Here is a 13,451-nt window from a genome sequence, read left to right on the forward strand (position 1 = left end):
TGTCAGAGATCTGAGACCTCTAATTCCTCATAACTGATCATGACGTGATGCTGGTATGCGGGCCTCTGGGTCAGTGTTTCGTAGTAGCGGCGAAGATTGAGAAATGACGCACGTTTGATATCGATATCGTAGTATCGGTACAGGATATGTCCCAGCTGTATATCGGCCAGTGTTAAACTCGAACTCGTTAGATACTCCGTTTGAGATAGTTGCGCATCAGCTATGGCCAGTCTGAATTCCAAATGAGAAACAGCTTGTGTGATCATAGTATCGTCACGATCCGCGGGTGCTATTCTTGTCACACGCCAGAAGACGGGCACTGTGAAAGCCATGGCTATGTTGATCTTGGCCCACTCAGCCCATTTGTCGATCTCTGCGCGCCGCACGGGGTCTGAAGGCCAAAATGCATCATCGCCATATCGGGATGAGAGGTATCGCAGGATAGCTCCGGTCTCCCACAGCGGGGTATTATCTCCATCTTGAAGAACCGGGATGGTTCGGTTCGGGTTTAGTTCGGCGAATTCGGGGCTGTCCAGACCGCCGAACCTGTGCCCGACATCGTGACGCTGATACTTCAGGCCTAGTTCGCCAATGCACCACATCAGCGCCTGTACGTTCGAAGATGTTTTTCGGCCCCAGATTTTAAGCATAGCTAAAAAAGTGACCCCTGATCGGGAGTCGGCGGTTTGGGCGTGCGTTTGGGTTTGATCGTGTCGCTTTGGCCGGTGCTGAACTTGCCATCTGCGAATTCGATCTCCAGGCTGGTGTGCTTCTCGGCTTCGGCTTTACGGGTCAGAACCTGATCTCCTGCGCGGACAACGGCATAGCCGCGCTCCAGCGTTGCTTTGTAACTGAGGGTTTCGCGCAGGCGGTCGGTGGCGTCTAGTTGCTGACGCATGCGATCCAGGCGTGTGGTTTGCGCGGTGTTCAGACGCTCTGACAGGCGATCCAGTGTCTCACGTCGGGTTTGCAGTTCTCGCTGAATCGGGCGCAGGGACAAGCGCGACGACAGGTTGCGCCAGCGGTCGCGGCGGGTTTCGACCAGGTTGCGCAGGGTCGAGGGGCGCAGGTGAGCCGAGGTATCAAGCAGTTTGACACGTCGATTTTGTACGCCCCGGATCAATGCGCTGGGCAGGCGCTCGGCCACCTGATCGAGCCGTTGACGCGGGCTGTCCAGCAGTGCCTCGGGGCGCGGCAGGGCGCGGGACAGGTCGCGCAGGCGTTGGCTTCGGCGTTGCACGGCGTCGGTGGCGGCGCGGGACAGGCGGGCGCCTTGTTCTCCGGTCCAGGCCAGCAGTTCCATGCGAACAGGTACGGCGAGTTCGGCAGCGGCCGTCGGGGTCGGCGCGCGGCGGTCCGAGACATAGTCGATCAGTGTGGTGTCCGTTTCGTGACCTACGGCTGAAATCAGTGGAATGTCTGAGGCGGCTGCGGCCCGGGCGACGCTTTCTTCGTTGAACCCCCAGAGGTCTTCGATTGAACCGCCTCCGCGCGCGACGATGATCAGGTCGGGGCGGGGCAACGCGCCGCCTGGTGTGAGCGCATTGAAACCTTCGATGGCGCGGGTCACCTCAGGGGCGCAGTTGGCGCCCTGGACGGCCACGGGCCAGATCAGGACTTTACGGGGAAAGCGGTCGCGCAAGCGGTGAAGGATATCACGGATCACCGCGCCCGAAGGTGAGGTGACGACGCCAATGATTTCTGGCAGATAGGGCAGGGGTTTCTTGCGCTCAGGCGCAAATAGACCTTCGGATTCGAGCTGCTTTTTTCGCTTCTCCAACAGCGCCATCAGAGCGCCTTGTCCGGCGACTGCGACTTCATCGACGTTCAGGTTATATTTTGACTGGGCACCGAAGGCCGTCAGGCGGCCGGTGACGACCACTTCGAGCCCTTCTTCAGGCACAACCGACAGGCCAGAGATCTGGCCCTTCCACGTGGTACAGGCCAATACGTTCCGATCATCCTTGATGTCGTAATACAGATGCCCTGAGCGGGCCTTGAACACGCGCCCGACCTCGCCGCGTACCCGGATTCGCCCAAACGTGCCTTCGAGCGTGCGCTTCACCTCTCCGGAAATGTCCGAGACGGTGTATTCAGGGGTATTTTGGCCGGGAATGGGGTCGTCAAGCAGGTCGGACATTTCAGCGCCTTGTGTCAAATGCTCGCCCAGCTTAGAACGCGCGGCAAGCGAGGCCAAGCAGATCGGAGAGCAGTCATGAATATCCTCATTCTCGGGAGCGGTGGGCGCGAACACAGTCTGGCCTGGGCAGTGATGCAGAATCCCAAATGCGACCGTCTGATCGTGGCACCGGGTAATGCCGGAATTGCTCAGATCGCCGATTGCGCTGCATTGGATATCGAGAATGGTGGAGCCGTGGTCAGTTTTGCCGAGGAAAACGCAATCGATTTTGTGATCGTTGGCCCTGAGGCCCCGCTGGCGGCGGGTGTTGCGGATCGTTTGCGCGAAGCAGGCGTGTTGGTCTTTGGCCCCTCGGCCGCGGCGGCGCAGCTGGAAGCTTCCAAGAGCTTCACCAAAGAGATTTGCGACGCGGCGAAGGCACCGACAGCAGCTTACGCGCGATTTACCGAAGCGGATCCCGCAAAAGCATATATCCGTGAACAGGGTGCGCCCATCGTGGTCAAGGCTGACGGTCTCGCTGCAGGCAAGGGCGTGATCGTGGCGATGGACGAGCAGACCGCACTGGACGCCATTGATGATATGTTTGGTGGTGTTTTTGGCGGTGCCGGTGCTGAGGTGGTCGTCGAAGAGTTCATGGAGGGTGAGGAAGCCTCGCTGTTCGTACTCTGTGACGGGGATGAAATTCTGTCGATTGGCACCGCTCAGGATCATAAACGTGTCGGAGAGGGGGATACCGGCCTGAATACCGGTGGTATGGGGGCCTATTCTCCGGCGCCTGTTCTGAGCCCAGAGGTTGAGGCACGTGCGATGGACGAAATCATTCGCCCAACCATGGCCGAAATGAAACGGCGGGGGATGCCGTTTCAAGGGGTTTTGTATGCTGGCCTTATGATCAAGGACGGTCAGCCCAGGCTGGTAGAATACAACGTGCGGTTTGGCGATCCGGAATGCCAGGTTCTGATGATGCGTCTGGGGGCGCAAGCCATGGACCTGATGCACGCCGCTGCCGAAGGGCGATTGGGTGAGACACGGGTTAACTGGGCTGACGATCACGCCATGACCATAGTTATGGCTGCGAAAGGGTATCCGGGTGCTTACGAGAAAGGTTCGGCGATTTCTGGTTTGGGCGAGTTGCCGGAGGACAGCTGCAACATGGTGTTTCACGCAGGCACCAAAGCAGTCGACGGGCAGGTCGTGGCATCCGGTGGCCGCGTGCTGAATGTGACGGCACGCGGCGAAACACTGCAGGAGGCGCGGGACCGGGCCTATGCGATGGTGGATGGCGTGGACTGGCCCGAGGGGTTCTATCGCCGCGATATCGGCTGGCGGGCGCTCTGATCTGATTGTTAGGCTTTGCCCGTCTATATTGTTTTGGGTGAGAGGCGCTACTCTTCGCGTTCCCCGGAGTATTTTTAGCCAGATGAAGGCTGGATCAGCAGGTCAGAGCTGTGGTGAGATCCTTGCGGTTCCTGAGTGGGCCGAGGTCGGTGGTTTCCCAACCGCCATTGTAGGAGACGCTGACGATGCGGGACCAGTCGGCGCTGGCAACGATCAGTTCAGGTGCGCCGTCGCATTGGCGTAGGCCGCCGGAGATGAAGTCCTCTCCGATCTGGTGGTTGGTCAGGCCGGGGATCGTCGCGATTTCGGTCAGATCGCCATCTTTGTAGCGCCATATGCGCAGGGTTTTGGCCAGATGGGGACGGTCGATATAAGCGATCTCGACATTGCCGTCGTCATCGAGATCGATTGCACCGATTGGGGCGAGCCAGCGATTGCGGGTACCGATATGTGGTGTGGCGGCAACTTTCGTGCCGCGCGCGTTATAGATCGCCAATTGTGCGCCGGTCTGAGCCTGGGATTCGACGACGATAACTTCGGGTGCTCCATCGCCATCCACATCTGCCAACCGAGGCATGAGATCTTCGAACACGCGATCCGATGAGAGGCGAATGGTAAGAGTGGATTGGTCCGAGCCTATACCATCAAGGACCAGATCGAGCGCGCCATACTCAATAGCGTCACCGAGTACACCATGTGCATAGCGTTTGGTGGGTTCGGAAAAATGTGCGGATGCGATCCTGTCTGCCGAAAGCGCGGGGAGCGTTCCGATCAGCCACACGAGTGATGTCAACAACGCGCCGCGCGACCGAGATTGCCATAGGCGAACCGGGGGACGCGGCGCTTTGGAGAACATCAGATCTGCTTTTCGGGCATCTGCACAACAAGGCCGTCCAACGCGTCGGTGACCTTGATCTGGCAAGTCAGGCGCGAGCGGGCAGGATTGGGTTCGTAAGCGAAATCCAGCATGTCTTCTTCCATGTCGTCCTTGGCCGGGATTTTCTCGACCCAGTCGGGGTGGATATAGACATGGCAGGTCGAGCAGGCGCAGGCGCCGCCGCAATCGGCCTCGATGCCGGGAATATTGTTGTCACGGGCCCCTTCCATGACCGTCAGTCCGTTGGCGACCTCGACTGTGTGTTCGGTACCGCCATGCTCGACATAGGTGATCTTTGCCATTGCGTGCGTCTTCCTTCTTCGATTGTCGAATTCTTCCTTAGTGAAGGGAGTTAAGTGTTTCTAGTGGGAATTGCGACCTTGGATGCCGCGAACGGATATTTGCGGCCTTGGTGAAGCCTGATGTACTTTTCGGGCGACACAGTCACAATGCGACAAAGGAGGGGGATTTAGGCAAAGCGTTTGCCCGATGGATGCTACCAACGCCCGGATGCGCCACCACCACCAGATCGACCACCGCCGAAACCACCTCCGCGGGAGCTATTGGAAACCTGAGGGATGTAATAGTTTGTTTCTTCAACATAATCGCATTTAAGGCATTCAATTCGGCGCACGCCTGAACCAGCCGTGGTTGTGCTTGCGGCAAGTGTGATGCGGCGCCTCTGCCGCAGACTGCGGTTGCCACATCTTGGGCAGGTTCGAAATCGCACCAAGCTATCGCTTATGAAATTGCGGCCCTTGAGCATCATAATCATCATTGCAAAGAGACCAAACATCCAGAGACCCGGATCATCATTTGTTTTCTTGGCGGGTGCGGCCTTTCCAGTGCGGAAAGGTTGTACGATCTGATCTATGACAGCTGTGGTACCGACCTTGATTCCAATTGCATAATTGTTTGTTTTGAAGGCCGGGAGGAATTTTTCGTCAACAATGCGTTGCGTGGCCTGATCCCAATTTCGCCCATAAGCGGCGCCAAGCTCGATTCGCATGGCCCTGTCGTCTCGCAAGACCATCACAAGCACACCATCGTTTCGCGAAGCGTCGCCGATCCCCCAGTGGTTGAACAGTTCGGTTGCAAATTGTTCGAGCGTCAGATTGTGGGCATAGTCGCTTTGAGTGCGCAGCGTCAGGATGGTCAATTCAACCCCTGTCTCGCGTCTGAGCTTACCTAGTTGTTTGGAAAGTGTCTCCTCATCCGACGGGCTGAGCAAATTGGCAAAGTCATTGACGGTCGTACTTTGATAATCAGGATAGGTTTGTCCAAGCGCAGCGCTGGCCCAAACTACTAATAAGACGAATAAAATTCTCATGACTACTCGCGGATTTTTGCTGAAGCATATCATAAGGTTATGCCGCGGCAATCAGGATTTGATCAGAACCTGAGAGATTTATTCGCCGTATTCCATTAGCGGTTTTGACCGTGATCACCGCCTGAACAAGACCCCCTGAGCCTGTTTGTCCCGATGGTCCCCGCGCAATTCCGCATGTAGCGCGCGGCCGGCCTGCACTGCGGGGCGGGCGCTCATCATGTGGAGCCAGCGGGTGAAGTGCGGTTTGTCCTCCAGTACCTGCTGTTGCCCTTCCCAGAGGCTTGCCCAACCCCAGATCGACATATCGGCGATGGAGTAGAAATCGCCTGCGACATACTCGTGTTCGGCCAATCTGCGATCGAGAACGCCATATAGGCGGGCGACTTCGGAACGGTAGCGGTCCTTGGGATAGGGAAGGTCTTGCGGTGGCTCCAGCTGCGGGGCGTATTTCAGGAAGTGATGCGCCTGGCCGGCCATCGGGCCAACGCCACCCATCTGCCACATGAGCCATTCCTCGACCGCGATCCGTTCACGCTCGGTCTTGCCGTAGAAACGCCTCGTTTTACGCGCCAGATACATCAGGATCGCACCGCTTTCGAAGATCGAAACAGGTGCGCCGTCAGGGCCATCAGGGTCGACAATCGCAGGCATGCGGTTGTTGGGAGAGATCTTCAGAAACCCGGGGTCGAACTGGTCGCCCTTGCCGATATTGATCAGGTGGGTCGAATAGGGCAACTCCATCTCTTCCAGAGCGATGGAAACCTTCCAGCCATTCGGCGTGGGCCAGAAATACAGATCGATCATGATACCTCCTCAGCTTATCGCGATCATGAGGGTTTAGGCGCGCGCGGCAAGGGGCAGCGTTGCAGTGTTACGAAAGCGTGACCGGCATCCGACCGGTCTTGACCATCGGCGGGACGCGGCGTAAACGCATGCCCAATACGTGGCGATTTGTTACCGGATTGCGGGCCACGCTAAACAACACCGCTAAAAGGTCAGGATGAAAGACCCCTTTCGCTTGACCGCGTCTGGGGTTTTTTGTTTGCCCCCTCGAGGGCTGAAAGGAATGACATGAGCGAGAGCTGGAACAAACGCACCCAAGCCGTCCATGGCGGCATTCGTCGCAGTCAATATAACGAAGTCTCCGAGGCGATCTTTCTGACGCAAGGGTTTGTCTATGAGAATGCTGAGCAGGCCGAGGCCCGGTTCATTGAGACCGGCCCGGATGAGTTCATCTATGCCCGCTACGGAAACCCGACCGTTTCGATGTTCGAACAACGCATTGCCGCGCTGGAAGGGGGCGAGGACGCGTTTGCTGCCGCCTCAGGCATGGCTGCTGTGAATGGTGCGCTGACTTCGATGCTGAAGTCAGGCGATCACGTGGTTTCGGCCAAGGCGCTGTTCGGGTCCTGCCTGTACATCCTCGAAAACATCCTGACCCGCTACGGTGTCGAGGTGACGTTTGTGGATGGCACCGATCTGGATGCGTGGGCGGCTGCAATCCGGCCTGAGACCAAGGCGGTGTTCTTCGAATCCATGTCAAACCCAACGCTTGAAGTGATCGATATTGCTGCGGTGTCGAAACTGGCTCATGCAGTTGGTGCAACCGTGATCGTCGACAACGTGTTCTCGACCCCGGTCTTCTCGCGCGCGATCGAACAGGGCGCAGACGTCGTCGTCTATTCGGCGACCAAGCATATTGACGGGCAGGGGCGTGCGCTGGGTGGTGTGATCATCGGTACAAAAGAGTTCATCCGCGGTACGGTCGAGCCTTACATGAAACACACTGGCGGTGCGCTCAGCCCGTTTAGCGCGTGGATCATGGTCAAAGGTATTGAAACCATGGCATTGCGCGTGAATGCGCAGGCCGACAGCGCACAGAAAATTGCCGAAGCTCTGGAGGGGCATCCGGCACTGGAGCGGACGCTGTATCCCGGTCTGAAGACGCATGCACAGAACGCATTGGTGCAGGAACAGTTGGGCGGCAAAGGCGGTACCGTTCTGTCGTTGGACATCAAGGGTGGCAAAGCAGGCGCTTTTGCGTTCCTGAATGCGCTGACGATCCCGGTAATCTCGAACAACCTTGGCGATGCCAAATCAATTGCAACCCATCCAGCCACCACTACGCACCAGCGTCTGAGTGAAGAGCAGCGGGATGAATTAGGTATCACGCCGGGCCTGATCCGCCTGTCAGTGGGGCTTGAGGATGCGGGCGATCTGCTGGCGGATATTGAGCGGGCTTTGGCTGCATCTCAGGGTTAACGCCCGCTGGTAATTCTTGGTCAGGCGGGTTTAACCCGCCTGATTGGCCGCTTTTGGTTGAAAAGTGACGGTTTTTCTCATTTAATTTCGATCCGGGATGCTATCCCGCGCGTATCGTTCCGGACTGGTAATTAAACCTCGGTCGTATATAACCGACGGCCTAGCAAGGGACCCGTGCAAATGAACATTCATCCGCGCGATATCAACGAGACGCCTGATCACAATCAGGCCGCAGCAGCGCTTAAGCTGTTGCGCGACTGGGCGAAATCTGCTTCGGCTGCCGAGATCAGTCAGCTTGATCCGGCGGTTGCGCAACTTGTTCCGGGTCTTGTGTCGACGAATTACCCGGCCCTATCGCGCGAGTATCCCGAGGATTTCGAGTCGAACGCGGCTTACAAGGTCACCTTGCCCGACCTGCAAAACGGTCCCTCCAGCTTGATCCGGGGATCGAAACAGCAAATCCAGCACGTTGGCATTTCGAATTTTCGACTGCCTATCCGATTTCACCGCAAGAATGGTGCAGAACTGACGCTTGAGACTTCAGTGACCGGTTCGGTCAGTCTTGAGGCCGAGAAGAAGGGCATCAACATGTCCCGGATCATGCGGTCTTTCTACAAGCACGCCGAACGCACCTTCAGTTTTGAGGTGATGGAAGCGGCCTTGAGCGATTATCTATCTGATCTGGACAGCCTGGATGCGCGCATTCAGATGCGCTTTTCCTATCCGGATCAGATCAAGAGCTTGCGCTCGGGCTTGTCCGGTTACCAATACTACGACATCGCGCTGGAACTGGTCGAGCGGGGCGGTGAGCGTCTGAAGATCATGCATCTGGACTATGTCTATTCCTCGACATGCCCATGTTCACTTGAGCTAAGCGAGCACGCGCGCGCCACGCGTGGACAGTTGGCAACACCGCATTCGCAGCGCTCGGTGGCCCGGATTTCCGTTGTGGTCGATTGCAACGCCGACTGCCTGTGGTTCGAGGATCTGATCGCGCTCTGCCGTCGTGCGGTTCCGACCGAAACGCAAGTGATGGTCAAGCGCGAGGATGAACAGGCCTTTGCCGAGCTGAACGCCGCGAATCCGATCTTTGTCGAGGATGCCGCGCGTCTGTTCTGCGCCGAGCTGCAGGCCGATCACCATGTCGGCGATTTTCGGGTGATCGCGAGTCATCAGGAAAGCCTGCACAGCCACGATGCCGTATCGATTCTGACCGAGGGTCCAACCTTCGAATCTGCCAGCCTGGACCCGCGTTTGTTCACCACGTTGTTCCATGTTGGTTGATTGACCCAACGGAAGCTGCTGGAAAAACGATCAAAAATCCCGAATGGGCGCCTTTTTGCCGCAATGCAGCAGGAAATGCTGCATCTGCGCCCTGACTTGCGTTAAACTGAGCCCGAGTGCAGCTGCTGCACGCCCGCGCATGCTGGGTCGTGCAGCCCGAAAGGAAGCCGGGACGTGCGACGCCTTGGACCGCGAACCTGCAAATCCGCCCGGACGATTGGGGCGGACGAGGTCCTTTACTCTTCTTCCGGCTGCCTCGGTTTTATCAGGAGAGACATGCAATGAATCCGATTTCTCAACCGCTTGAGTTTCAGGCAGCGGCCATTCGTGTGGCCGGCTATGCGATGGTCAGCCAGATGGAGATCATGCAGATCATGACCCGTGCAGCCTTTGAACTGCCGATGGCGCCCTTGCAAGGGCTGAAAACGGTCGAAACACCGGCACTTACGGCGCGCAAGGTGGCACCGGCAAAACCAGCGACGCCGAAAGCGAAATCCGCAACTAAACCGAAAGTAGTGGCAGCAACGCCCAAAGCGGCCGCGAAACCCAAGGCCGCCCCTAAGGCAAAGGCTGCACCCAAGACGAAACCTGCTGCGGTTAAGCCCGCTCCTGCGGCCAAGCCCACACTTGCGGCCAAGTCGGCTCCTGTGGCCAAGCCCGCCCCTGCCAAAGCTGCTGCGAAACCCGTGTCGACCGAAGCGAAAGCTGTTGCTGCGTTTAAATCAGCGGCCGCGGCAAAGGCGAGGGAAGCCACAAACGCTCCTAAACCTGCGGTGACCCCAAAGCCAGCCGCTAGGGCTGCGCAACCCGCCCCGGCCAAGCCTGCGGTGACCAAGGCGGCACCTGCAAAACCCGCAACAGTGAAGCCCGCTCCGGTCAAAGCCACGGCTGCGAAACCCGCCCCGGCCAAACCCGCAGCGACAAAGCCAGCACCTGCGAAAACCGCTGCAGTAAAGCCCGCTCCGGTCAAAGCTACGGCAGCGAAAACCGCCCCGGCCAAGCCAGCGCTTGAAAAGCCCATCGCCACAGCAAATATAGAGCAGGCCAAATCCGCCGCTCGTCGCACGCGGGCACCATCGAAACCGCCCGCAATGCCGCCCGCATCTGCGAAATCCGACACTTAACGCGGATCATCTGCTTGACACCGTCGGGCTAGCGCGCCAACGCTGCCCGTCATGATGGATCTTCGCCCGGTCGGATACGTGATTGGCCTGTTGGTCGCCATTCTAGGGGTGACCATGCTGTTGCCGATGCTTGCCGACCTGATCGAAGGGCGGGATGAGTGGCACGTTTTCTTTGAAAGCGCGGTCATCACGCTCTTGACCGGCAGTGTTCTTGCGATGAGTTGCTCGAATGGGGTTGGCGAGGGTCTTACCATCCGTCAGACCTTTCTGCTGACCTCAGGGGTCTGGGTGGCGCTACCGATTTTTGGCGCCATCCCGTTTCTGTTCGGCGAGACGGAACTGCGTTTCGTCGATGCGTATTTCGAGGCGATGTCGGGTCTGACAACCACCGGCTCGACCGTGATATCCGGGCTCGATGATTTACCACAGGGTCTGCTGCTGTGGCGCGGCGTACTGCAATGGTTGGGCGGTATCGGCATTATCGTCGTCGCCATGGTATTCTTGCCCGAATTGCGGGTGGGTGGTATGCAGATCTTCCGCTCGGAGGGGTTTGAAACGATGGGGAAAATCCTGCCGCGCGCGCAGGAGATCGCGGGGCAGATTTCGCTGATCTATGTATTCCTCACCGTCGTTTGCGCTCTGGTTTATGCGGGCTTCGGCATGAGCTTCTTCGACGCTGTTGTACATTCCATGACCACTATCGCGACGGGTGGTTTTTCGAATTACGACAGCTCATTCGCACGCTTCTCCGGGCCGATGGAATACGCCGCTGCCGTCTTCATGATCCTCGCGGCGCTACCTTTCGTGCGTTATGTGCAATTGGCCAACGGATATACAAGCTCACTGTGGAAAGACAGCCAGATCAGGGCGTTTCTGGCGACCATAGCGGTTCTTGTGGTGGTTATGTCGATCTTCCTGACCTCGGTCTTTCCCCACCATTGGGAGCGGGCATTTCGCGAGTCGCTGTTCAACATAACCTCGATCATCTCGGGCACCGGCTATGCGAGTGTCGACTATATGGGCTGGGGCAGTTTTCCGGTCATGCTGTTTTTTCTGATCGGGCTGATCGGCGGTTGTGCGGGCTCGACCGCATGTTCGATCAAGGTGTTTCGTTATCAGTTGCTGTTTGCCTCGATCAAAACCCAGATCCGCCGCATCCGTTCGCCGCATGGTGTGTTTGTGCCGCGCTATGATGGGCGGGCAATTGGCAGGGATGTTCTGACATCGGTCATGAGCTTCTTCATGTTCTTCGTGCTCTCGATGGGGGTTCTGTCCTGGGCGCTCGCGTTGACAGGGCTGGATTTTATCACATCTGTCTCGGGGGCGGCGACGGCGCTGGCCAATGTCGGGCCGGGGCTGGGGGACCAGATCGGGCCTGCGGGCAACTTTGCGGGTTTGAATGATAGTGCGAAATGGCTGCTGACCATCGGCATGTTGGTCGGTCGCCTGGAATTGCTGGCCGTCTACGCAATCTTCACGGTTCAGTTCTGGAGGGGATAATGAAGCGACCGCTGGGCGCGCAAATCTCGCATATGTTGAAGGATCGCGGCGTCGATGTGATTTTCGGCATTCCCGGCGTGCATAATCAAGAGATGTATCGCGGCATCGAAGAGGCCGGGATCACCCATGTTTTGGCTCGGCATGAGCAAGGGGCCGGATTCATGGCCGATGGCTATGCCCGCGCAACCGGCAAGCCGGGTGTGGCCTACGTCATTACCGGGCCGGGGTTGTGCAATATCATGACGCCGATGGGGCAGGCATACTCGGATTCGGTGCCGATGCTGGTGCTGTCTTCTTGCCTGGACGAGATTGATGCGCAGCGCGGTCAATTGCATCAGATGAAAGACCAGCGCGCCGCCGCCGAGACGGTGGCGGACTGGTCTTGTCAGGCAAACGATGCGCAGGCGGCATACGGATTGATTGAACGTGCGTTTGAAGAGTTTGAACTCTCACGCTCGCGCCCGAAGCATATTCAGGTGCCAATTGCGCAACTGCAGGCCGAGGCCAGCGCTGCGCCGATCCCGAATCCTTCTGCGCTGGATAAAAACGCCCTGCCGCCAGATGTGTCGTCAGTTCTAACCTTGCTCAATGACGCGCAGCGGCCATTGTTTATGCTGGGCGGTGGCTGCCGGTCGAACCTATGGCGGCAGATATTGACGCAGCTGGGGGCTGCTTGTTTCACGACCTATGCCGGGCGCGGCTTGGTTGGGGCCGATTATCCGTTGGATTTTGGATCAATGCTGCCCCGTCCGGGCAGCGTCGAAGTGATCAGCTCGGCGGATCTGATCGTGGTTGTCGGTGCCGAATTGGGCGAGGTTGATCTTTGGCGGCATGATTTGGGTCACTCCGCGACCATGGTGCGTGTCGATCTGGACCCTGAGGTTCTATCGGATCGCCACCGCGCTGGCGTAAAGTTGCAGGCAGATGGTGAGAGCTTTGCACAAGCGCTCTGGGAAGCTATCCAGCAGATTAAACCAGCTGTCGGATGGTCCGAGGAAGAGGTGCGCGAAGCCCGCGCCCGCTGGCGGGCTGATGTGGATGCGGAACGTCCGGGGATTGTCCCGGTGGCTGATGCGCTCAGGGCGGCGATGCCAGCGGATACGATGATCTATTCGGATATGACCCAGTTTGCCTACGCTTCGAAAGAGGTCTGGGACATGGCTGTCCCCCATCACTGGCACCACCCGACCGGGTTTGGCACGCTGGGTTACGCCGTGCCTGCAGGGATTGGTGGCGCAGTGGCGCGGCGGCGTAAGCCTACTGCGGTGATCGTAGGTGATTATGGCTTTCACTATACGATGCAAGAGCTTGGGGTTGCCGTGGAACTTGGCCTGTCGTTGCCCATCATCCTATGGGACAATGGCAAGCTGAAAGAGATTGAAGACAGCATGGTGCGCGGACAGATCGCGCCTAATGCGGTCGTCGCACGCAACCCTGATTTCTGTAAACTGGCCGAAGCCTTCGGGGCGCGGTCTGCCGCGCCGCAAACTCTGGATGAGATGCAAACTGCTGTGCACGACGCTTTTGAAGCGGGGAAGCCGACACTGATCAGGGTCACGCCGGACATCTTGTGAGCTAAAAAAGGCGCCGCACCTA

12 protein-coding genes and 1 riboswitch are annotated in these 13,451 nt (G+C 58.0%); of the genes, 6 read left to right on the plus strand and 6 right to left on the minus strand.

Annotated elements, in window-relative coordinates; translation table 11 throughout:
- Window positions 1-2 precede the first annotated feature (2 nt).
- Together ACR0IV_RS02320 and xseA are read right to left on the minus strand one after the other, a co-directional pair.
- Complete coding sequence (locus tag ACR0IV_RS02320) at window positions 3-650, minus strand: glutathione S-transferase family protein (protein WP_480658065.1); 648 nt, start codon at window positions 648-650, stop codon at window positions 3-5.
- 2 nt (window positions 651-652) lie between these two features.
- Window positions 653-2,140: an exodeoxyribonuclease VII large subunit gene (gene xseA, locus ACR0IV_RS02325; protein WP_480658064.1), complete on the minus strand. Its 1,488-nt coding sequence runs from the start codon at window positions 2,138-2,140 to the stop codon at window positions 653-655.
- 75 nt (window positions 2,141-2,215) lie between these two features.
- Here xseA and purD point away from each other — a divergent pair, with 75 nt between their 5' ends.
- Window positions 2,216-3,478 (plus strand): phosphoribosylamine--glycine ligase, encoded by a 1,263-nt coding sequence (gene purD / locus ACR0IV_RS02330; protein ID WP_480658063.1) that lies wholly within the window; start codon window positions 2,216-2,218, stop codon window positions 3,476-3,478.
- Between the two features lie 94 nt (window positions 3,479-3,572).
- Here purD and ACR0IV_RS02335 read toward each other — a convergent pair whose 3' ends face one another.
- The 4 genes from ACR0IV_RS02335 to ACR0IV_RS02350 form a co-directional block, all read right to left on the minus strand.
- Entirely contained in the window at window positions 3,573-4,271 is a 699-nt protein-coding gene (locus ACR0IV_RS02335) for an FG-GAP repeat domain-containing protein (protein WP_480733196.1), read from the minus strand.
- A gap of 62 nt (window positions 4,272-4,333) precedes the next feature.
- Window positions 4,334-4,657, minus strand: a complete 324-nt coding sequence (locus ACR0IV_RS02340; protein ID WP_480658059.1) for a 2Fe-2S iron-sulfur cluster-binding protein — start codon at window positions 4,655-4,657, stop codon at window positions 4,334-4,336.
- 194 nt (window positions 4,658-4,851) lie between these two features.
- Complete coding sequence (locus ACR0IV_RS02345; RefSeq protein ID WP_480658057.1) at window positions 4,852-5,685, minus strand: TPM domain-containing protein; 834 nt, start codon at window positions 5,683-5,685, stop codon at window positions 4,852-4,854.
- Between the two features lie 114 nt (window positions 5,686-5,799).
- Window positions 5,800-6,489, minus strand: coding sequence for a glutathione S-transferase N-terminal domain-containing protein (locus ACR0IV_RS02350; protein ID WP_480658055.1), 690 nt, complete (start codon window positions 6,487-6,489; stop codon window positions 5,800-5,802).
- Between the two features lie 129 nt (window positions 6,490-6,618).
- Window positions 6,619-6,696, plus strand: a riboswitch (SAM riboswitch).
- Between the two features lie 60 nt (window positions 6,697-6,756).
- On the opposite strand from ACR0IV_RS02350, the gene metZ reads away from it, so the two are divergent.
- The 5 genes from metZ (at window position 6,757) to ACR0IV_RS02375 (ending at window position 13,429) form a co-directional block, all read left to right on the plus strand.
- Window positions 6,757-7,947, plus strand: a complete 1,191-nt coding sequence (metZ, locus tag ACR0IV_RS02355; protein WP_480658053.1) for an O-succinylhomoserine sulfhydrylase — start codon at window positions 6,757-6,759, stop codon at window positions 7,945-7,947.
- A gap of 180 nt (window positions 7,948-8,127) precedes the next feature.
- Window positions 8,128-9,231, plus strand: coding sequence for a GTP cyclohydrolase FolE2 (gene folE2, locus ACR0IV_RS02360; protein ID WP_480658052.1), 1,104 nt, complete (start codon window positions 8,128-8,130; stop codon window positions 9,229-9,231).
- Between the two features lie 281 nt (window positions 9,232-9,512).
- Window positions 9,513-10,355 carry a hypothetical protein gene (locus ACR0IV_RS02365; RefSeq protein ID WP_480658051.1) on the plus strand — a complete coding sequence of 281 codons (843 nt, stop codon included), beginning with the start codon at window positions 9,513-9,515 and terminating at the stop codon, window positions 10,353-10,355.
- Between the two features lie 51 nt (window positions 10,356-10,406).
- Window positions 10,407-11,855: a TrkH family potassium uptake protein gene (locus ACR0IV_RS02370; protein WP_480658050.1), complete on the plus strand. Its 1,449-nt coding sequence runs from the start codon at window positions 10,407-10,409 to the stop codon at window positions 11,853-11,855.
- On the plus strand, window positions 11,855-13,429 hold the full coding sequence (locus tag ACR0IV_RS02375) for a thiamine pyrophosphate-binding protein (RefSeq protein ID WP_480658049.1): 1,575 nt from the start codon (window positions 11,855-11,857) through the stop codon (window positions 13,427-13,429). The genes ACR0IV_RS02370 and ACR0IV_RS02375 overlap by 1 nt, the downstream gene beginning before the upstream one ends.
- Window positions 13,430-13,451: the final 22 nt, after the last annotated feature.

It is taken from the genome of Ruegeria sp. C2, assembly GCF_056537765.1.